General features: G+C 59.0%; 22 protein-coding genes. 8 read left to right on the forward strand and 14 right to left on the reverse strand.

The genetic code is table 11. The features are described 5' to 3' along the window. Positions 1-555: 555 nt before the first annotated feature. From FHS54_RS06060 to FHS54_RS06085, 6 genes are all read right to left on the reverse strand, one after another. On the reverse strand, positions 556-2472 hold the full coding sequence (locus FHS54_RS06060; protein WP_167302928.1) for a TniQ family protein: 1917 nt from the start codon (positions 2470-2472) through the stop codon (positions 556-558). Beyond that, entirely contained in the window at positions 2462-3628 is a 1167-nt protein-coding gene (locus FHS54_RS06065; RefSeq protein WP_167302929.1) for an AAA family ATPase, read from the reverse strand. Before FHS54_RS06065 ends, FHS54_RS06060 begins: the two co-directional genes overlap by 11 nt. A gap of 2 nt (positions 3629-3630) precedes the next feature. Further along, positions 3631-5838 (reverse strand): hypothetical protein, encoded by a 2208-nt coding sequence (locus FHS54_RS06070; protein ID WP_167302930.1) that lies wholly within the window; start codon positions 5836-5838, stop codon positions 3631-3633. After that, entirely contained in the window at positions 5835-6737 is a 903-nt protein-coding gene (locus FHS54_RS06075; protein WP_167302931.1) for a hypothetical protein, read from the reverse strand. Before FHS54_RS06075 ends, FHS54_RS06070 begins: the two co-directional genes overlap by 4 nt. Beyond that, the gene (locus FHS54_RS06080) at positions 6734-7081 is read right to left on the reverse strand and encodes a hypothetical protein (protein WP_167302932.1); all 348 of its coding nucleotides are present in this window, start codon (positions 7079-7081) and stop codon (positions 6734-6736) included. Before FHS54_RS06080 ends, FHS54_RS06075 begins: the two co-directional genes overlap by 4 nt. 73 nt (positions 7082-7154) lie before the next feature. Next, the gene (locus FHS54_RS06085; protein ID WP_167302933.1) at positions 7155-7409 is read right to left on the reverse strand and encodes a hypothetical protein; all 255 of its coding nucleotides are present in this window, start codon (positions 7407-7409) and stop codon (positions 7155-7157) included. A 918-nt stretch (positions 7410-8327) separates the two neighbouring features. On the opposite strand from FHS54_RS06085, the gene FHS54_RS06090 reads away from it, so the two are divergent. Beyond that, positions 8328-9443 carry a hypothetical protein gene (locus FHS54_RS06090; protein ID WP_167302934.1) on the forward strand — a complete coding sequence of 372 codons (1116 nt, stop codon included), beginning with the start codon at positions 8328-8330 and terminating at the stop codon, positions 9441-9443. On the opposite strand, the gene FHS54_RS06095 is transcribed toward FHS54_RS06090, so the two are convergent. Both FHS54_RS06095 and FHS54_RS06100 read right to left on the reverse strand, forming a co-directional pair. Beyond that, positions 9421-10359 carry a hypothetical protein gene (locus FHS54_RS06095; protein ID WP_167302935.1) on the reverse strand — a complete coding sequence of 313 codons (939 nt, stop codon included), beginning with the start codon at positions 10357-10359 and terminating at the stop codon, positions 9421-9423. The genes FHS54_RS06090 and FHS54_RS06095 overlap by 23 nt on opposite strands. After that, positions 10356-10550 carry a hypothetical protein gene (locus FHS54_RS06100; RefSeq protein ID WP_167302936.1) on the reverse strand — a complete coding sequence of 65 codons (195 nt, stop codon included), beginning with the start codon at positions 10548-10550 and terminating at the stop codon, positions 10356-10358. Before FHS54_RS06100 ends, FHS54_RS06095 begins: the two co-directional genes overlap by 4 nt. A 139-nt stretch (positions 10551-10689) precedes the next feature. On the opposite strand from FHS54_RS06100, the gene FHS54_RS06105 reads away from it, so the two are divergent. The 3 genes from FHS54_RS06105 to FHS54_RS06115 all read left to right on the forward strand — a co-directional run bounded on the left by FHS54_RS06105 (position 10690) and on the right by FHS54_RS06115 (position 12106). After that, positions 10690-11091, forward strand: coding sequence for a hypothetical protein (locus FHS54_RS06105; RefSeq protein ID WP_167302937.1), 402 nt, complete (start codon positions 10690-10692; stop codon positions 11089-11091). A gap of 42 nt (positions 11092-11133) precedes the next feature. Further along, positions 11134-11448, forward strand: a complete 315-nt coding sequence (locus tag FHS54_RS06110) for a DUF2997 domain-containing protein (RefSeq protein ID WP_167302938.1) — start codon at positions 11134-11136, stop codon at positions 11446-11448. A 235-nt stretch (positions 11449-11683) separates the two neighbouring features. Further along, entirely contained in the window at positions 11684-12106 is a 423-nt protein-coding gene (locus FHS54_RS06115; RefSeq protein ID WP_167302939.1) for a hypothetical protein, read from the forward strand. A 1-nt stretch (position 12107) separates the two neighbouring features. Here FHS54_RS06115 and FHS54_RS06120 read toward each other — a convergent pair whose 3' ends face one another. Continuing rightward, positions 12108-12419, reverse strand: coding sequence for an ArsR/SmtB family transcription factor (locus FHS54_RS06120; protein ID WP_167302940.1), 312 nt, complete (start codon positions 12417-12419; stop codon positions 12108-12110). Between the two features lie 213 nt (positions 12420-12632). Continuing rightward, complete coding sequence (locus FHS54_RS06125) at positions 12633-12878, reverse strand: hypothetical protein (protein WP_167302941.1); 246 nt, start codon at positions 12876-12878, stop codon at positions 12633-12635. Between the two features lie 284 nt (positions 12879-13162). On the opposite strand from FHS54_RS06125, the gene FHS54_RS06130 reads away from it, so the two are divergent. The 3 genes from FHS54_RS06130 (at position 13163) to FHS54_RS06140 (ending at position 15821) form a co-directional block, all read left to right on the forward strand. Beyond that, positions 13163-14110 carry a 3'-5' exonuclease gene (locus FHS54_RS06130; protein ID WP_243855706.1) on the forward strand — a complete coding sequence of 316 codons (948 nt, stop codon included), beginning with the start codon at positions 13163-13165 and terminating at the stop codon, positions 14108-14110. A gap of 122 nt (positions 14111-14232) precedes the next feature. Further along, entirely contained in the window at positions 14233-15048 is an 816-nt protein-coding gene (locus FHS54_RS06135) for a hypothetical protein (protein ID WP_208404805.1), read from the forward strand. A gap of 2 nt (positions 15049-15050) precedes the next feature. Further along, a complete protein-coding gene (locus tag FHS54_RS06140) occupies positions 15051-15821 on the forward strand; it encodes a hypothetical protein (protein WP_167302942.1) in 771 nt (256 codons plus the stop codon). A gap of 62 nt (positions 15822-15883) precedes the next feature. Here the strand turns inward: FHS54_RS06140 and FHS54_RS06145 are convergent, their stop codons facing one another. The 4 genes from FHS54_RS06145 to FHS54_RS06160 form a co-directional block, all read right to left on the reverse strand. Further along, positions 15884-16417 (reverse strand): hypothetical protein, encoded by a 534-nt coding sequence (locus tag FHS54_RS06145; RefSeq protein WP_167302943.1) that lies wholly within the window; start codon positions 16415-16417, stop codon positions 15884-15886. 136 nt (positions 16418-16553) lie between these two features. Further along, the gene (locus FHS54_RS06150; protein ID WP_167302944.1) at positions 16554-17474 is read right to left on the reverse strand and encodes a cation diffusion facilitator family transporter; all 921 of its coding nucleotides are present in this window, start codon (positions 17472-17474) and stop codon (positions 16554-16556) included. Further along, entirely contained in the window at positions 17471-17908 is a 438-nt protein-coding gene (locus tag FHS54_RS06155) for a hypothetical protein (protein WP_167302945.1), read from the reverse strand. The genes FHS54_RS06150 and FHS54_RS06155 overlap by 4 nt, the downstream gene beginning before the upstream one ends. 58 nt (positions 17909-17966) lie before the next feature. Then, a complete protein-coding gene (locus tag FHS54_RS06160) occupies positions 17967-18194 on the reverse strand; it encodes a hypothetical protein (protein ID WP_167302946.1) in 228 nt (75 codons plus the stop codon). A 517-nt stretch (positions 18195-18711) separates the two neighbouring features. Here FHS54_RS06160 and FHS54_RS06165 point away from each other — a divergent pair. Next, positions 18712-20007, forward strand: coding sequence for an O-acetylhomoserine aminocarboxypropyltransferase/cysteine synthase family protein (locus FHS54_RS06165; protein ID WP_167302947.1), 1296 nt, complete (start codon positions 18712-18714; stop codon positions 20005-20007). Positions 20008-20071: the final 64 nt, after the last annotated feature.

The following is a 20071-nucleotide window of genomic DNA, read 5'->3' on the forward strand; positions in this document are numbered from 1 at the left end:
GCATGATGCCCACCGATCCGGTGCGCGAGACGGAGCCTTTCACGTATCGCCGTTAGGGTCCCGGCAGATGCTCCGTGAGCAGCGTAACAGTCGCCGGTTATAGACGCGCGCCGCTGTCGCGACAGGCTGTTGATAAAGTGGCGGCAAAGGGGCGGCGCGCGGGCCGGAACACTTAGTTCAAAACCGCTGATAACTTATGTTCAGCGGAAAACCAAAATGTTGGCAGTTACCAAGACCGCTGGCACAACTTTAGTTTGTCATTGGCTCTGTTTTCCGTGGTTTCTGACTGATAGTTTCAGGCCCGCTGACCGCCTCAACAGCATCTTGATTATAGCCAGCCCGAGGGGATTTTTCGAGTGACACGCCAAGAAACCTGAAATCTCAAGTGTCAGATTTGTCGCCCAAAGAGCGTGCGTCCGCTTGCGTTATTGCGAGCATGACCCGACGCACTCGGATCCTCGCGCCGAAATTGGCAATCATCTCTGGGGCGGTGCGAGTGGTTCACGTGAGGATGATATCTAGCTGAAATCGACTATTATCATCCATATGAGGACGTCAGCGGCTGGACTGTTTTTTGGGAACAATGATCGGAGGTGGCGGGATGATTCCATCCTGAACCAGATCGCGCCGCCTCCAGCCGGAGAGGAGCGGCGCAATGCTGCGTGCCACCATGATGTTGTCCACCTGACGGTGATGCACATTCTCGTGCAGCGCCACCTCGGCATTGAACGCGATCTCGGCCGCTGCGGCAAGCACCGCCGCGCGTGACGCTGCCAGACCATGCCCCTGTCGCTCGAACGGGAAGGCCAGTTGCCGGCTAAGAGCCGTGACGCGCTTAGGTGCGAGGTTAAGGATTTCGGCCGCGTCTTCCTGGCTGACCGTTGTGAAGACGGGCATTCCGTCCGGTGCCTCCGCATCTACGATGGCCTGAAAGCCAGTAAGATCCTTTGCCCGGACCCGCAGGGTGGGAATGAAAAGTTTGCCTTCAGGCATCCAAAACGACAACCGGCCTTTGCGGAGCGCATCGATGATGGATGCCCACGGCTTGAGCCGACCGCCGATCCGCCTGGTGGCGATGGCGAGGGAAACGCAGTCTCTGGGCATCTCGTCCCGGCGGCCCTTTCCGGATATCTCCTCAACGAGGCGGCCTACGCTCTCTCGCCGCACCTTCGCGGCAGCCGTGGTGGCGAGGAGGGCGGCGTGGTCCTCCCATTCCAGAACCTCGGCAGCGCATAGCTGCTCGATCGCATAGATCGGCAGGCCGAACCCCGATGCGCAGCCGCTAATGAAGACGGATTCACGGAAGACGGGCAGCAGCTTGTCGATCTGTTCGACGTTGAACTGGCCCTGCTCTTTTCCAGCCTCATTGAGCTTCAGGAACTCGATGCCGGGCCAACTTTTGAGAGCGTCCATTGCGGGGGAGGACAGGCCGAGCACGCGTTGTACATCTTTGTATAGATAGTATCGACGGTCAATCGCGAAGGCATGGGCGGCGTGCCTGTGCAGGTCGGGCAATGCCGAGACTACTGCATCGACCAGGTCCGCAGGCTCGGTCGCCTTGTCTGCGAACCTCTTCAACCTCGACCGCAGCGCCGTCAGATCTGCCGGCGATGCGCGCAGGTCCTCGAGCTTGTCAGCAACCCATGACCTGAAGCCGGTGGGCCACGAGCGCAGGAGCGCCGTTCCCGACGACGCGACTGCAGCCAGCATTGGCGCGGGCAAGGACGGAACGGTATTGCGGCTGGTGGTCGCAACCGGCTCGGGCTGAATAAGTCCGCCGAGCAGGAGTGCGAGACGGACGAGCGATCCGGGCGATACCTTCGCCAGCGATCGCGGCAACTGTGCGCAGGCCTCCTCTACACTTGAAGCGCTGGGGGACGAGAGCAGGGCGAAGAAGCGGTAGTCGTCAGCCAAGATGTCGGGAAGCGGCCGCTCCGTCGAGGCCTTCACCTGCTCGCAGCAATGGTCGCACTGGCCGACGCCCCTTGTGTGCAACCAGCCTAGTTTGGCACCACAGTGTTCGCAGTGGTCCACAAGCCGCTCGAGGCTCTCGGGACAATAGGGTAGCAGGGCATTCATCCAGCTGACGCGGTGGTAGGCATCGCCTTCGAGGGTGGTCGGGCCGATGCGGCGGCGGTTGAACTCCAGATAGACCCGCGGGATGACGAGACGGCCGAACCTGGCTTCGTAAGACCTGTCATTGTTGCGCGAGACGAGGCGCTCACCCGATCTGGCGATGAAGTCGTTGGCAGGGCATCGCGTCACGAAGGCGAGCCGCTCCAACTCCTCAGCGCTGGCGATCTGCGCCAGCCCGGCGTGCCGGAGGTTGACGCCCGCCGCCTCCAACACAGGGGCCGTGCGGACGAGGACGTGCTGACGCACGCCCCGCACGATTGTCCCAGGGATGCTCTCGCGGTCACCCATCCGCACCGGGAAGCGCAGTCGGCGACCGTCGAGAAGCTCATTCCGCATCGACGGACTCCGCATCGGCAGCATCCGCGGGATCCTGTTCGATCGTCGCCGACTCGTCTTCGTCGGTGATCGTGACCGCGGGGGCGACCACCGAGAACGGATCGTAGCCGATCCAGCCTAGGTCGATGGCATAGTCGCGAACCGCGTTGCTGAGGTCGTAGGCCTCCATCGTGACCGCGCCGCGCTCGAGCGCTGCGGGCATCGCGACTTGGATGAGCCTGGCGGCGCGGCCGATGTGACCGCCAGACGCGGTGATCAATCCGGTGAGGACGGCGTGGTCGGTGAGACAGGTCGGGACAGGCGAAGCATCCCGGGCGACGAGCTGGCGGTCATACTCCTTGCAGAAGTCCATGAACTGCTTGCGATCCGACGCCTTCTTCACGTTAAGCGGCGGGAGTTCGAGCGCCGTGCCGAGGCGGGCGGCGAACTGGCTGTTGATCTTGAAGAAGCTCTCCGACGTCTCGTCGCCGATGAAGACGATCGGCACGACACCGCGGTCGATGAACGACTGGAGCTTCTTGGTGACCTCGAAGGCGTCGGCGGTGAGGACGGTCTGGCCGTAGTCCGGGTCGGTCATGCTGCGTTCGTCCTTGGTTGCCAGCAGCTGGACCTCGTCGATCACGATCAGCTCCACCCCTAGCCGCGCCACCCACTCCTCGATGCGCTGCTCTAGGATCATGACGTTGTCGCCCGACGCGCCGCGGATCCTGCCCTTCGCCTTGTGGGTGACCTTAAGCGCCTTGCCGTCCTGATCCGCGAAGTCGTCGGCGAGGCGGTTGAGGATCGCCAGGAAGAGCATCTTCAGCGTCATCCGCGCACTGATGGTGATGTGGATGACACGATACGGGTTGGGCTCAGCTCCTGCCTCGATCGCCTCCTGCTCAACTTCGTAGATCAGGCGTTCGGCAATCGCGCTCTTGCCGGCCTGGCTGAACTGGCTCAGGCGGCGCCCACCCAGCGGCGTTCCGCGACGCTTCTTCTTGCTGATGCGCATGTACTTGCGGATCTCGTTGAGAGGCTGCCGCTGACGCGCGGTGTCCACCCACATGTTCTCAACGACTTCCTGGGCGTGCTCAGCACGCGCCTGGGCGACGAAGTCATACGGATCGGGCCTGGCTAGCCCCGTGATGCGCTTGGGCTTCTTGTAGGTCGTCATGTTCAATCATCCTCCTCTTCGTCGTTGTCATCGATGCCGGCGCTGAAGTCCCACGACGGGGAGGCTATCGCCTCGGCATCGCCGAGATCCTCGGCGATCTGCTTGGAGGGATCGGAACGCACGTCGTCGGCGCCTTCGGGCCGCTCGGACTGCTCCTCCTCCTTCTTCTGTGGAGGCGGCATCGGAGTGTCCTCGCGCTTGCCGCCATCGATCACGGTGGGGATGCCGAGTTCCGGCACCTGAGCGCACCCGGGGTTCTGGGCCCGTTTGCCGGACAGGCGGCGCTCCTCGGCTTCGAGGATCTCGATCGGCTTCTCGCGGTCGCGGAAGCTGAGGCCGGACAGGATCCGCTGGCGTTCCGAGATGTACCTGGCCTTGTTCTGTACGCGGCTGCGGCTCTTCGTGCCGCCGGGACAAGAAACGCGCAGCTCCTTCATGTAGATGTGATGTTCCCAGCGGTTGAGGCCACCGGTGTAGCCGGGATCAGTGGACCACATCGGGAAGAACTCTTTGTTCACCTCGTCGAAGACCTCGATCATGTCGATGTCGTCGTCCCAGACACGGGGGAGCACCTCGATTTTGGCTCCGCCTTTGATGCGCTTGGCGAAAGAGGTCCTGTGGTAATTGGAGCTCAGCGCCTTGCCGACGCCCTCGCGGTTGAAGCGGTAGTGGACGTTGTCGAAGACCAGTCCGTTGTCCGTCATGATGCAGGGCTTTTTGGGTGTGCTCGCAAAGGTGCGTCGTACCTCCTTCGGATCGGTCAGACGCGCTGCGCCGCTCCTCATAAAGGCCTTCATGACGTCCATGGGGGAGCGTTCGCCCAGCGATGCCTTTGGCGTCGTGTTCCACTGGCGGCGGCACTGCTCCACGAGCGCTACGTACTGGGCGCGGGTGACCTGCGTGTTCTTAATCGGGTTGTAGCCGATGTCGTGCTTGTGGCGCGGACCGAGGATTCGGCCGGGAATCTCGGCTAGGCTCGCCTTAACAAAGCTGTGATAGTTCTCGAGCTTGGACTTGGCGTCGTGGTGGTACGCTTCGGCGAGTTCGGCAGTGGAGAATGTTTTAATGGCGCCGGGCACTGCGCGCGGCGGAATCATTGTGCGGTCCCGATCGTACATGACGTCCGAAGGCAGGGCGTATATCATCGCCGCCTCCGGATCCTCGACGATCTCTTCTGGCGTGAGGTCAGGCGGCATCATCACGGAGCGGAGCGCCGCGATTCCAAACTGCGGGCGAAAGGCCCCGGCAAACGTCGGATGGGGAAAGACGTACTGCGAGAAGGCGTCCATGGCGATGGTCGATTTCATCTTGGCGACGGGGATCTTCAGCTTCTCGAGGTAATGGACGCTGTGCTCCCACTCGACGCCGTCCATGAAGATGCGCTCGAAGGGATGATCGACGGCGACGGGCTCGCCGCTCGGCGAGAACATCTTGTCCGCCGCCGGCCGACCGTAGCGTGAAGCGTAGGTCGAGTAGCATTCGAGGCTGTTGATGCGCTCACGGACCGTCTCGGCCGACGGTTCCTGCGTGCTGAGGAATGGCACGCCGAGGTCCTTCAGTTCCCGCCAGTCGCTGTAGACCATGGCGGCGGCCTCCTCTTTGTTTGCAAGGCGGCCGTTCAGTGCGCTGGGGCGCCAGTATCGCATCGCCCACTTGTGGACCAGGCGGTCCTCGACGTCGGGGAGTGGGCTGTGCCCCTTCTCGCGACCGGCCGTGCTGACCAGCGCACCTATCCGGTATCCGTACTTCTTGAGATCGGCCATCCAGCGCAGGAGCGAGCGGGCGCCGGGCTTGTCGCCGCCGTGGTCGTTACGGCCGATCCACAGACCGGCCGCGCCTTCGGTCTTTACGATCCCGTCGCGCAGGGCCGCGTCGGCCCAATCATAGCGCCAGCCGACGCGCGAATCCATCGCCTCGCAGGCCGGACGGTCGAGATGGAGCACATCCTCGCGCCGGCGCTTGGTCTCCGCCTGATACTGAGGATCGACCAAAATGCCGGCGTGAAAGGCGGCGATCATCCATTCGACCGTGAGCAGGCCACGCGGTCCGCCCCGTCCGTTTGCCACGAGCACGACCTCTTCATCGCCATCGAGATAGCGGCAGCGTATGAGGCCATCGCCGACCGCCTCTTCGAAGCGGATCAGCCGACTCGCGCCGTTCTGGTTGAGCTTGAGGACGTGTCCCTCGGGGCAATAGAATGGAATGATCACGCCTGCGCTCCTCGTGCCGGCACGAAGTCCGCGAGGAAGGCGCGCAGAGCACCTTTGTTAGCTGCCAGCGGGAGCGTCACGGGCGTGTCGAGCATCGGCGGCGCCGAGATCGGCATCGAAAGGACGCGGTGGAACATCAGCGCGCGGGCAGTGTCGAGCGACAGGGCGTCGTGCAGGTTGATAACCCGTAGCACCTCGCCGAGCGGTAAAGTACCGCCAGCCTCGCGGATGTGCTGGCGGACACGAACTGCCAAACCGTCGGCGAGTTCGGTGCGGCGGGCGTCAAAGATGTCCTTTACGACCCGGCGCTCGATATCGTTCCTCAGGCCGCCTTTGACCCGCCGCTTGAACGATGCGCCGAAGTCTTCCAGGAGCGCCTGTGCGAACTCCAGCTTCTCGTTGAGGTCCGGCTCGTCAAAATAGTCTTCGCTGGCCTTGTCCTCGCCGAAGACGATGTCGTTCGTTTCCGTCTCGACGACCCAGTCGAGAGTGATGTGGTGCTCCCTGCCGGCGATGGACTTCCACGCGACCTGGATGGGCTGGTACTGGAGGTCGAGGCGCGTGGGGTTCACCTCGTCCCATCGGAAGCCGTAAGTCTCGTGCGGCCCCTCGAAGTACTGGTCGCGGCCGGCCTTCTCGCTGTGCGCGGCCGTCATCGACATGAAGGCAGCGTAAACGAAGTTGATGCGGACGGCGCCGAGGTTCTCGGCCGCGACGAGCTTGGCCGCATAGCGGGTCGGCGGATCGGCGACGTGCGGCTTGCCGGCGTCACGCGGGTCGCGACGCTGATGGCGACCGGGCGACCAGGCGGGGCCGATCTCGGGACGGCGGGGCCGACATTCCATCGGATGCGGGATGCGCACCTTGCACGGCTCGATAACGTCAAGGACCGCGCTCACGCATCGTCTCCCGGGCGGCCGAAGTAGGAGAGGGATTTCATGATATGGCGGTGGAGACGTTCCACCTCGGCCTTCGCATGAATGTGGCTCGGCGGATCGCTCACATCGCCCAGTCCCGGCTGCGGCATGGCATGATATCGGGCATTTGCGTGCTCAAGAAGCAGCTCGAACTCACGCTCCGTGAGGAGCAGTTCGGCCGGAACCTGCGTGGGGTCCCCGATAAGCGTATCTTCCCGTCGAGGGCGAAAGTCCGGCAGGTTCCGCGCAAGCGCCTCGAGGCCTTTCCGACGCTTGGGATCGCGGCTGGTCTGCTTGAACTCAAACTTCGGGTGATTGTTTGACATGAGCACAGTTCTCCTTGGGCTGGCACGGAAGGTGCCGCCCCGAGGCGTCGCCCCGGGACGATGACGGGTTAAATCAGGTGAGCATGAAGTTCAGTTCGGCGCGGAGGGGCACGTCGAAGTCGGCCTTGCGGACGTTCGTCCCGATGGTCTGCGCGATGTCGAAGATGAAGACGTGACGCCTGCGCTTGGCGTCGCAGAGGTGGCGCGTCGCCTTGAGATAGTTGTGAAGGTGGATGACATTCAACGGCGCGCACCGGGCGCTGGGCGGCCTCGTGGCCTTCCGGCTGGAGCGCGGGCTGGACGAGCGGGTGGACTTTTTCGTGGTCATGTATGGGCATTCCTTCAGGACGTGCGTCGGCGTTCCGCCGACCGCCGGTGCACGGTCTCGGTTAATTCGGGCCAGCGAACCCAGTATTGCGCCGGACCGGCCACCTGTTTTTCAGGAGGTCAAGTCGGCGATTTCAGGTGGCTCGGTTCAAACCTTAGTCAAATCCATGTTGTTTCGATGTTGACCGACCGATGTGTCGAGAAACCGGCCCGTTGTGGCGGCGAAGAAGTATGCAACTTGTGGCAGTTCTATCTGTACATCCATCGGGCCCGGCTTAAACGGGTGTGTGGGTTGGAGAGCCCGTCGGTATTCGCCTCGGGCGAGCATAACCCTACTCGCATTGCGGTTGTGGGCTGAACGGGACATACGGCGCGTTTTCATTGGGTGTTCCTTGGGCAGGTGGGTTGGTGGTCGGGATCGATGGCAAAAGAGGCAGTCAACTATTCAGGTCGATGCGTGTGCCGACATAGTGTGGCGGCGAGCAGCAGGGGGCGGTGGATACGGCACGAGCGCCTATTTACCGCACGACAAGCGGGCCGCTCATGTGCGCTCCTGCGGCCGATGGCGTGAGTGGCGGAAGGACGTGGTTCGTCCATTCGTGGCGCGGCGCCACGAGCGACGGCGCCTTTCGGCGGCGTCGTCGCAATCAGCGCGATCAGTGACCATCTCGCGCAATTGGATGGGATTGTCGGGGAAATCATTCCGGTCGGTGTCAGGTTCGTGCATTCGAAGTGTCCTCTCGTCGGCTTCTGTGACTCGATAGATAGTTGTATATTGCCGCATGTCAATCGATTGATGTTTGTATATTCATTTTGATGGTGCACAGCTCGTTAAGGCTAAATCGGCCGATAGCTGTATTTTGGAGATGCTGAGCTGATTGAGTCGACCGCAAGATGGATATGCGATAAAGAGCCGCTGATGGTTGAGAAGATTGAGAAACTGGTTGCGGCGAATGATGCCGCCCAGGGGCGCGGTACGCGTACCGGCGGTGACAAATTGATTCTAGCGGCGGCGTTCGGACACCCGTTGCCAGCCCAAGAGCGAACTCTGTGGAATGCGCTTTCGCCCGAGCAGCGTGAGGTCGCGATATCAAGATTGCGCGTTCTGCTTAAGTACGAGAGCCCCCGACCGATTACTCCTGAAGAAGCGGCGGCGGAGACAAAGTTGAGTTTGAACCGCTGGTACGAGTTGTACGCCGCGTGGCGTGAGAGGCGGTCGCTATCTTCGATCGGTGTCGCCGCCGATATGCCCCGCAGCAGAACGACGGCGCATCACAACAATCTTCAGAAGCTCGTCGTCCCCGTCGTGGATGCCGATCCGAACGGCAGCGTTCGGCGACTCGCGATTGCTCTTGGTGAGGCCTATGGAAAGTACACCGGGCTGGCAGAAGAGCATTGGCCAAGCTACATGACGCTCCGTAAATTCGTGGAGGCGGAACGGCGTCGCCGGATGAAGGAGCAGGCGCCCGGCCACGACGTGGCCTTCGATTGCTGTGCGTGCGAGTTGCCGCACGTTAATGGGATCTTCGCCGCCTTTCTTGTGATTGATCGGGGATCGCGGATTGTTTTTGGAGCTGCCCTTGGCGACGCGCGTGAAAGCCATAAAGGTTATGCTCTCGCTGCGCAGAATGCGCTTGAACGGATTGAGCTGAGGTCGTTCGATCGGCTGGCGTGGACCGATAAACTAGAGCGCAGCGAAATTGTCATCGGGTTGGACACCAATGATTGGGCGGATCATGCAGACCAGATGACGGTAGCGGGAATGAAGGGTCATCTCCAGCCATCGACAAAGGCGCGCCGCTTCGGTGCTTATGTTCGTCCGCTGATTGGTGGGCGAATGGGGCGCGTGAAGTTCGTGCCTGGTAAGACGTTCGGTGAACACTGTTTCGCGCAGGCTCGCCCAGATGACATTGTGAGGCTCAGTGCTGAAGTGGACGCTTATAACGCAGAACTGCTCCCCGGACCCGAAGCCGGAGAGGAGAAGGAGCCTCCTGCCAAGTTGATCGCGTTACTCAAGCGGGTTTCGCAGTGGTAGCGGCATCGATCCAGGAGGCATCGCGTGCACTGCGTGCGGCATTGTGCCTGTACACCGTCGCCATGATCAGCGTGCGGGCATCTGCGCAAGAGAGTGGTCGGTCCTCCTTGGTCGTCAACAAACGCTCCGGTGCAAGCGCCTTGGTGGGCTGATAGATCAAACGGATCTGGCCAATCCCTCGGCCCAAGATTCGGGAAATGGCCGACCTGGCCTGCGCGCCGAGGATCGGCAGGACGCCATTTCGAATGCTATCAGAGGGTGTTCGCGTAAGCAGCTCCATGTCTGCGCGCACCGCTGTATCTCCTGGGGAGGCGGAAGCAATCGTCATGGATGCCAACTGCCAGTCGGCTGCTTCCATCGCAGCAGCGAGGATTGCCCCATCGTTGGCTCTCACGGCAATGGTAAGCGCCGGCAATGCCAGCCCGTTCTCAGTAGCCATTGGCAAGCGCACCTTGCAGGTGCCTATTACGATTCCGGTCTCGCCGCTCTCATGGCGCTGGCGAGCAGTCATCGCCATGTTCCAAACCGTCGCGCGGGAGGGTGTTTTGACATCCAGCGCGGCACAACGCTCGCTTATCATATGCATAATTTTTGGCAGCGCTGCGGTGGGTCCCATCTCCTCGATCGCTCTGGCGGCCACCTCCCTGGCCTTGGGGTGGAGAGTGAGGCGGCTAGGCTTGCGCGGCGCGCCGCGGTGAGCGCCAGATGCAGCCATCCTGGCGGCACTTCCATAGTCACGCCAGGCGCGAACTAGCGCCATGAACTGGTTGATGCTGAGGCCGAGGCGGGCAGAGTGTCTCTTTTGATCCATTTCGGTCGGCAAAGGAATTGCAAGATAATCCTGTACGATGGAGACCCGACGCTGGACTTCCAGCCAGCGTAGCGGGTCCACCCCAGTTAAGTTAAGTTCGTTCAAGTCTTTTCTCCATACTGAGTTTGATCACCAATATGGTTGGTCAGACTTTTGGAACTTCCCGAGACTCTGGCCTGCGTGTCGATTTCTTTCGCCGGGTTAACGGCAGGGGGCGCAAGGGTTCGTCTGAAACTTACCACCTGCCGGTCCCGTGGTGGTTGCAGCACCGGTTGGCTGAAGGTGAACAGGTTCACTCGAGGATCATTTCATCATCACCATCACCAAGCAGACGTTTAGCCGGTGAGTGCCCGCTGCGCCCGTGAGGCCCCGCACCGGCAGGATGGTTCGGTGGGGCAATGCTCATGCTAATAAGCAACGAGCGGTATCGCTTCTATGCTGGAGCGGAACAGCAGCAACGCGCTAGGACATCAACATGCAAGAGGTTTCAATTTGCAGCGCGGCAGCCTTCTGGCCGTTGGGTGCGGACCAACATTCTTTGACTATGCTGATGCCATCGCTTGCAACAAACGCTGCCGATGGGACGCTGCCAAACTTGGCGCGAACGCTCGCCTCGACGTTTTACGCGGCGCAGTGGATCGTGCTCGTTTATTTGCCGAGTTCACTGCGCTAGCCATCGTGCCTAAGCGCTTTGGTGATCGTATGGGCTCGGCTGAGGCTTGCCGGCACCTCGATTTTGGCAAGGAGGGCATCGTTATGGTGACATCCGGTAATCATGGTCTGCCCCGTAACCGGATCGCGGCACAGAACATCTCGACTGGCGCAACCTTCTGTTAGGAACTGGGAGATAGGCAAGGCTTTTGAAGAACAGGAACTCTCATGCGATATTACAAGATTTTGGCGGCTCCATTTAACGACGGCCGGATGGTGGCAGCAGTTGCTCCGCTTGACGCTGAACTACAGGACATCCTTGTTAAGGAGATCGACTGGGATACATGTAGCCTGGATGGGAAGCACGACATCTGGGTTGAGGACGGCTCCATCTTTAACTCCGACGTGCATTTCGCACGTATTGGCCAACAGCGCAATGTTCCCTTACCGGCTATTGTCTTGGGAGTGCAGGGAGAAAAGTGCACTGATGCAACAATTGCCCTTGAGGACTTGCTTGGATTGGTATCGCTTGAAGGTGATTGAACTGAATAATCAGGATCGATAATCCAGGCCACTCTTATACTTAGTCATTCAGTCGGATACTAGTCTGCTGTCGAGATTGACAGGATGTAGTTTTCTCCGGTGAATGGCGTTCAGGTGCCTGGGCTTGTCAGACATCGCGAGCCCAGGGTGCGTAAAAATAAATTGTTCAATTATTATTGAACAATATTATGGCGGACACATCTTAGAGGCCTGTCAACAGCAGGAGCGACCATGCATGCATCTGATGGCGCGTGTTGTAGCTGGCTTCCCATCGATTGTCCGCCATCAATCGCGGGGCCATTGCAACGAGGGTCTCGCCTTTGTCCCGCCATGCCTTCTTTCGGCTGTCTCACAGCAAAAGACCCTCTATACAGCGACGCTGAAGGTGTCTGTGGGGGAGAACCGCATCCGGGCTTTCCATGCTTGTCATGCCTTCTCACGAGAAGAGGTGCTGTCGCGCATCGGATTGCGGGTTCCATCGCAGCTGCTCGGCAATGTCGATATTCGCCAAGGCATCGCACTTCATCATCCCATAGTCCTTCGGCTGGTGCCGGTTGCGATAGCACGTAATCTGGCGGAATATGGTGATTGCTGCCCGCGCAGACGTCCTCTTGCGCAAGGGCGAGACTTGAATATTCAGGAATGTGCCGGCAGATGAGCTAAATCGCTTTAGCTCTATCAATTCTTTCCAGAATGATCATGGCGGCCTCACGCGCGCCTGCCGGCGTGACGCGGTAGGTCACCTCGCGCCCATTTTTTTCGGAAGTGACAAGGCCGGCTAGCTTCAAAACTTTTAGATGTGTGGACATCAGGTTCTTGTCTAAGCCAAGCGCTTTGGCGATTTCTCCTTGGATCATTCCCCCTTCGCCCTGCTCTAGAAGCAGTTCAAATGTCCGCCAGCGGGTTGGCTGACCGAGAGCGGCCAGGATGGGAAGCGACGTCAATTCCATGGTCAATAGATAATGAACCATTGAACCTTTGAATAGGGTTTCGGGCTCTTAGTGATCGTCACGAAGCGAAAAAATCACCCCGTAAAAATAACATTTCAACAGATATTGAAACATTGAACTGTTAACCATATCTGGGACGAGTGACGGGCTGAAATGTCCGTCAGCGGGAGGCATCAAGTCGGTAACGGAGACGGAACCATGGAACATTCGTTCAACGCCGCTGACCCTGTCCAATCACGGTATCAGATCGAGGACCCTCTTGGCTCTGATCGCGATGACGATCAGGTTGTTATCACCACCCGTCGTGCGCTCTGCCGCGTTGCATTCGTCGCAGCCGAAACCGCCTACCGGTTCGAACGGGGAGGCATCGGCTATGATGCCATGGCGTGGATTATGGTGCCTCGCCGGCTCTTCGACGGCATGTCGGCGCTGGATGCTTGTCTGGACCGTACCAACTTTCAGCGGGCGATAATTCTTCATGGCCTTTGCCTCGGACTGGATGCGTCTCCCGATGACATCGACGGGCTTACCGGGGATGATGATTTGGACGAGGACAGCGTTCCTCCCTTAGATCAACTGATCCCCGTCTGCGGTATGAAAGCTAGAGAGGGCAGCGCAAGTTCTAATCCAAGCCCTTCTAGTCCGCTTAAGAGCAGTCGCGGCTCACGGGCCCGCAGGGTTCGTCCATCTCGGGCCAATGTTTCCCGTCTCGGCCGTATCAAAAAGCGTTCCGGTTCGTTTCGCAGGGGATTAGCCTCTTGACCATGCTTTCGAGCGCCTGTGCAGCGAAAGGCATTCCGATGTTTGCAGGGGGCGGAACAAGGGTACTGCACCAACTGCATCTCGTCGATGGGCCAACAGGCGTGGGCGACCCTAACTCTCCCTACCTAGGAGTAGTTGTCGATGTCGAGACCACGGGCCTGGATCGTAAACAGGACGTTATTATCGAGCTCGCCATGCGCCAGTTTAGGTACGACGAGGTAGGTCGCATAACCAATGTTGGTCGTGAGTTCTGCTGGTTGCAGGACCCTGGCCGTCCTTTGACAAATGAGATCATGAAACTCACAGGCCTCAACGATGAGATCTTAAAGGGTCAGTCAATGGATAAAGGCTTGGTGGCGCGTATTCTCCGTCATGCAGATCTCGTCGTTGCCCACAACGCCAGTTTTGACCGTCCGCGGATCGAAGACGAGATTCCCGATGCCGCTGGCGGTGCTTGGGCGTGCAGCTGCGTTGAAGTCCCATGGCGCGATTTCGGTTTTGACGGACGCGGCCTCGGCTACCTGCTTGCGCAGGTCGGTTACTACAATTGCGCGCACAGAGCGGCGAGCGATGTCAATAGCACCATTGCGCTGCTTGCCCATGAGGTGTCGCCAGGGCGAACCGCGATGCGGGAGCTCATCGAACGCTCTTCGCGCGACAGCTGGATCGTGCATGCCAAAGGTGCTGCATTCGAAACGAAGGGTGCGCTTAAATCGCGTGGCTATCGGTGGAATGCGGATTTGAAAACATGGTGGCTCGAGACGGCTGAACGGTTGAAGGAAGAAAAGTGGCTGGAGGCGAACATCTACACGTCATCCGCCAATCCGCAGGCGTTTGGGCCGGAGTGGATTTGCGTATCAAACCGTAGCAGGTGGAATCCGGTGCTCATAAATCTAAGCGGCCCAGCCCCGAAAGGTGATCTCCCGACTGCTAAGATTGGCCGATTTTGATCCAAGTGTGAACCGCTCGTCTTGAGTGGTTTGCCATAGATGCGCGGTCACCGGCGCCCCACACTAGGCGGGCATGGGACAAAGCAGGCTTGCGTTTCTCAACACAGAAGAAGGTGCAGCACATGGCGAAAAAGACGACCCGCGCGACCTTAGCCCGAAAGGGAGACACGTCGACCGGTACAGCCCTCATACCAGTGAAAGCGCACGCCCGCGCGTTGGATCTAGTCAGTGCCCGCTTGGATGTGGATCAGATAATTAAATGCGAAGGCGACACTACGCTCGTTGTGGGTCAGCCTTACAAAATGGGTAATGTTACAATTCAGACGGACGAAGTTTATTACGTCGACGGCGCACGCGCCGGCCTCTCGAATGGACCATGGCTCGGCGAAGCCGACAAGATTGCGTGGCGTGATCCCGTCACAGGTTACGACTGCATCATGATGCGCGACAGAGACGAAGGTTTCCTCTCCGGCTATGTCGGCGTGCCCATGCGGCATCCGCTCTATGGTTACGATCATAAGGCACTTCCAGCTGGTCTCGGCATCCAGGTTCACGGAGGTCTAAGTTACTCCGCCACCTGCGAAGAGGGGCCGACGCCCGAGCGCCGCATCATGTACGAAGCACGTCGCATCTGTCATGTTGCGGTCAGGCAATTCCCCATCCGGAACGGAAGCGATCATCACGTGGATGATCACGCATGGTGGTTTGGTTTTGAGTGCAATCATCTTTACGACCTGGTTCCTGCCGACCTGAGCAGAAATCTGAATCATTTCCTGAGCGCCGAAACGGGAGGGAAGTACCGGGACGCGACCTATGTTTGCACGGAGGTCCAGAACCTCGCTGCTCAGCTCAGGGCCATTGCCGATGGGTGCGCGATCCCAGCTCGCCGCGGTGATCCTCTTCCACCGCTCGGGCTTGATCCTCAAAGAGGAGCCTGATCATGGCGGCGCATGGCTCGATGAGGTGCGACCTTCCTTGGGGTTGGTGGCTGCGTGCCGAACCAAGAGGATTTGTCGATGACGAAGAAAACGTCTGGTCTAGTGTGCGCGATGCATTCTGGCGAGGCCGCCTCGGCTTTCAAAGTCCAGGTGAACCCGAACATTTCGAGATGATGCTGCGCGTGATGACGTCCATGGGCAGCAGACAGCTGAATCCGATCGAAAGCAAGCATGACCTTTTCGAAAACAGTATTTTGTTCTGGCGCTTCTACATGTTGTGGCTCGGATCAACCGGGCTGGCTAACGGCACTGTTCACGACGCTAGTCTGACTGAAGAGGGGCGATCAGCGCTGGCGATGTTGCAGGCCACCCGGGATCCAGCCTGGGTCGATCTCCCGATGAGCAGCGTCGTCGATGCCGTCAGAATGGTAGGGCAGGGCGCCGCGGAGAAAGCTCGCGAGGCATCCATTCAGCAATTTGAGGCGCAAACAAGCCGGTTGCCTTGGATATTCAGTCGCGAACGCGTCGGAACGAGATTCCTCATCACTCTTACAGGCCTAGCCCGTGACAGCAGAATGCCGACTAAGCGTGTCTTCTGGTCGCAGGATTTCGCAGGGAATGTAGCCCGCGACGATTTCTTTGGATGGCTTGCCGAACGTGTGGAGCGGTGGGAAGACTGGGGCGAGTTCGCCTATTCCGAAGGTGCTGGTGCGCTCACACAGCGCTTTTTGCAACTCGTGATCGCTTCGAACGGGTTGACGGGTCGCCGATGAACCGTTCCCGCCCGCCTGAGGCCATCCACCAAGCGACCCGGTTGGAGCTCGCGGTGTTGGAATCAGAGGTCCGTGCGCGTCGCCTGCAGATATTTCGCACCCATCTTGCCCGCACCATTCGCCTCGCATCGCCCCTGTTGATCGACGCGTGCCGTCCTGAGGAACTGGACGAAGCTGTATGGCGCGTGAGGCCGACAGAGCGTTGGCCGCACGGCCTCGATCCGCAGGTGGTGCTTCGCGGTTGGCCTGCTTGGACTCGTCGACGCGATAAGAACTGTATTCATTCGTCCAGCCGCCCGGCCGACGATAGCTTCTTTGGTATGGATCAGCTCGTACTTCGCATCCGAAGCAATGGTGCGCACATGTTGTTCCAGGTCGGGTCGATAGCGCTCCTGACTGCAGGGGGTGGCGGCTACCTCTTTCTTCCCTACGCTCTCGACAACGATCAACGCACCGGACTTATTGGCGCTACACTCGACAGCGTATTCAAGCATCCGATAACAACCGATCGGCCTTATCCAATCGTTGGAATATCGCCGCACGATACCTGCAGTATGACTTTGCTCAGGTTCGAAGCGCCGCCGGCGGAATGGCATGTCCCTTGGGCACGTCCTTGGGAAATGCCTTTCTAGTCCTGGTCGAGTTGTCTAGCCGCAATTGCATCAGATTATATGCTGTTTGCGATAGCCTGACCATAGATGCGGCGCGCTGGAGGCGCAAACACCCGGCGGTTCAGGACGTGCTTCCCGACCCAGGTACAAAGCTAATTTGGGCAAGCCGCCAGGCGCGTTCCGGGTTCCCTCGCCAGACTTCTTGGACCGTCGGCGCCCTATGCGGAAGCGGACCGCAGACTTCTGCATGAATGTAGCGGCCGGTCGCCCGAAGACGCACCTTCGAGCCCGGATAGAGTTCGCTAAGCCTCTCATGAAGCTTAAGGGAATCCTTAGCCAAATCTACCCGGCCAAGGCGGCGGGGGGCGCCATCTACAAGTTCGGCTGTCGCCACCCGCAGGGAGGTTACGCCGTCCTTAAGGATGCTAAGTGAAATGAACGCAGCTGCTGCGGCATCCATCCACCAGATGCCAAAACCTGTCCCGACTATCCCGATGATCCCGGCGAGCCCCGTCATCCAGTCTGCCTTCTGCATCATTGCGTCCGTATCGAGGACTTCATCCTGCAGTCTATGCGCTATCGGTTGTTTGAGCCGCCCCAGGATCATGGGAGGAATGACTGAGTAGACGAGCCCTGCTATCATCAACCAGCCCTGCCAGATATCATGTCCGAAGACGCGCACAGGTAACATAGTTGGATGCTCTTGGGAGAGGAGCGAGGAAGTCGAATCGAAGATAAGGATCGCGCCTACAGCGCAAAGCGCCACGGCTGCGATGAGCGATGAGAGGCTCTGAACGCGATCGAAGCCGAAAGGAAATGCTGCGTTCGGGCGCCGGCGCTCGAAGCGGAGGGCCACAAGAAACACGACAGCAGGAACGAGGCTCAAAATGTCCTCAACAAGTGCCGTCTTCATAGCCTGGCTGGAGCCCATCACGAACCACATGACGATCACCACAGAAGACATCCAGGTGAGGGTCCACCATTCCAGTCGGTGAGCCTGTCGAAGATCCTCTTGTACCGGGTCGGGAAGTTTCGGGTTCATCGAGCAGCCTCTGTCAATGTCTGTGCATGCTTGTGCAGGAATGCTGCCCACGCGTTTTCTCCGTTACGTACTACGGCTCGCGGAGCTCTCTCGTGCTCTTTCAGTTCCTCCACCGGTGGCAGCATAGTAACCCTCGTGTTCCAGGGCGTGGTCGGGCCAAATCGTCCAACCACGATGTCGAGTTCGCCCCGCTCGATCTTGGGCAACAGCTCCTCGGCCGGACCTGTCGCAATCTCGGGTGTGCTGCCCGTTTCATTCGCTAGTTTCGTGATGAACGATTTTTCCGCGTTGGTAGCAACACTGCTTGCATCTGAAATAATGCCGGTGCGGAGCACCTTCGTGGTGCGAACTCGCTTTAGGGTTTCGTCCGGGTCCCTGGGGAGGTCTACGCAACCGGCAAGCCCTAAAATTATCATTATTGCCCTGGTCTTCATCTCAACTCCGAAACTTTAACACGGATTACTACGCTGCTTGGGAAATGAAGTTGCAGCCTCAATGGCAAACAGAGGATGGAATCACGGCATTAGCGGCATTCCTCCTGGAAATTTTTTCTGGTGCTGCCGCTTGCATGTTCTGGGCGAGCTCAGCTTCTGCCGCTCTCTCCAGATAAATTTTGGCAAATCGCCTATGCACGCATGCAACGTGGCGCTCTGCCGCCGCTGCCTTGGCAAGGTGATGCTCTGCTCTCTGTCTAAAATAGACTTCGTTGCCGCTCTTCATGGATACCCTCGTTCAGAAGCGTCTCGCGCATTGAGAACAAGCGTCGCTTGGTCGGGATAAACTCATCAGGTGGACGCGACGCTAAGATGTGATCGCACGGTGATCTGTCACCCCTAGGCACGATGGGCGCGCCTAGGGGCGCAGCCGCGGCGTGCTGCTGCCGCGTGAAAAAGGCTTTAGAAGACTTAGGTCGTTCGTCATATTCGACAAACATGATTGATGCCGATGGAAAGTCAAGCCTTAGGCCGTTCAATGCGTGCTGGAATTAATGTAAGGCAGCATGCTGGGAAATTAATTGTTGTCAGGGAAAAGGCTTTGCCTCTTCAATGGACGCCCACTTTGTAGATGTATCTGCTTTTCTGACAATTAAGTCTTGTGTACGACTACTGTTGATCACAATCATGACTAGTTTCATTTTCAAGCGTGTCAAATTTGGTAATTGAAACGAAGGCGTTGCTTTTTTATTATGCCCAGTCCACCATGGCTCGCTACATTGCTGATCTAAACGGAGTTTGTCATGACTGAACGCCGACAGAAGGTTGAAACGCTTGCTGTTCATGCCGGATGGCGAGCTGATTCAACGACAGGGTCGGTGGCGGTTCCGATCCATCAGACAACATCCTACCAATTTCGCGATGCGGAGCATGCGGCCTCGCTTTTCGCATTGCAGGAACTCGGCAACATTTACACCCGGATCATGAATCCGACTACCGACGTGCTTGAGAAGCGCGTAGCCGCCCTCGAAGGGGGCGCTGCTGCCCTGGCAGTCGCCTCGGGACAAGCTGCATCTGCCTACGCGATACAGAATCTGGCGCGCTGTGGCGACAACGTCGTGAGCTCGACAGCGCTTTACGGCGGCACATATAACTTGTTTGCCAACACGCTTAAGGATCAAGGCATTGAGGTGCGTTTTGTCGATCCTTCCGATCCGGAAAATTTTCGGCGGGCAACAGACGAGCGGACACGAGCCTATTATGCGGAAACGCTGCCCAATCCGAAGCTTGAAGTCTTCCCCATTGCGGATGTTGCTGCAATAGGCCGGGAGGCTGGAATTCCCTTGATCATGGACAACACAGCCGCGCCGCTGCTGTGTCGACCCATCGAGCATGGCGCGGCGATCGTCGTATATTCAGCCACCAAATATTTGGGCGGTCATGGGACCTCAATCGGCGGATTGATCGTTGATGGCGGCAATTTTGATTGGACCGCCTCCCCGGAGAGACAGCCGCTTCTGAACACGCCTGATTCCTCATACCACGGAGCCATCTGGACCGAGGCGGCAAAGCCACTTGGCCCAATCGCCTACATACTGCGTGCAAGAGTGGTTTTGTTGAGGGATTTGGGGGCAGCCTTGTCCCCGTTCAACGCGTTTCAGCTGATCCAGGGCATAGAGACAGTGTCACTGAGGATGGAGCGGCACTGTGCCAACGCCGCTATCGTTGCCGACCATCTTGCGCAGCATCCCGCAATAACGAGGGTCATCTATCCATCTAAGCAGAATGGCCTCATCAAGGAGCGGGCCGACCGATATCTGACTGGTGGCCACGGGGGACTCGTGGGCTTTGAGCTTGTCGGCGGGGTGGAAGCTGGGCGGAAGTTTATCAATGCCTTGGAACTTTTTTACCACGTCGCCAACATCGGTGATGCGCGTAGCTTGGCTATACACCCTGCTTCCACCACTCATTCCCAGTTGAATGAGGCGGAGCAGCTTGCGTCAGGCGTTTCGCCCGGGTATGTGCGCCTCTCCATCGGGCTAGAACATATCAGCGATATTTTGGCCGATCTAGAAAATGCTCTGAAGGCAGCTGTCTAGACGGAGCGGTATTAGCGCGCCCGGCCCCTCACGCGGGTAACCCGAATATTCCATTTCATGTCGA

The sequence above is a fragment of the Sphingobium vermicomposti genome, assembly GCF_011762025.1.
GTDB lineage: Bacteria > Pseudomonadota > Alphaproteobacteria > Sphingomonadales > Sphingomonadaceae > Sphingobium > Sphingobium vermicomposti.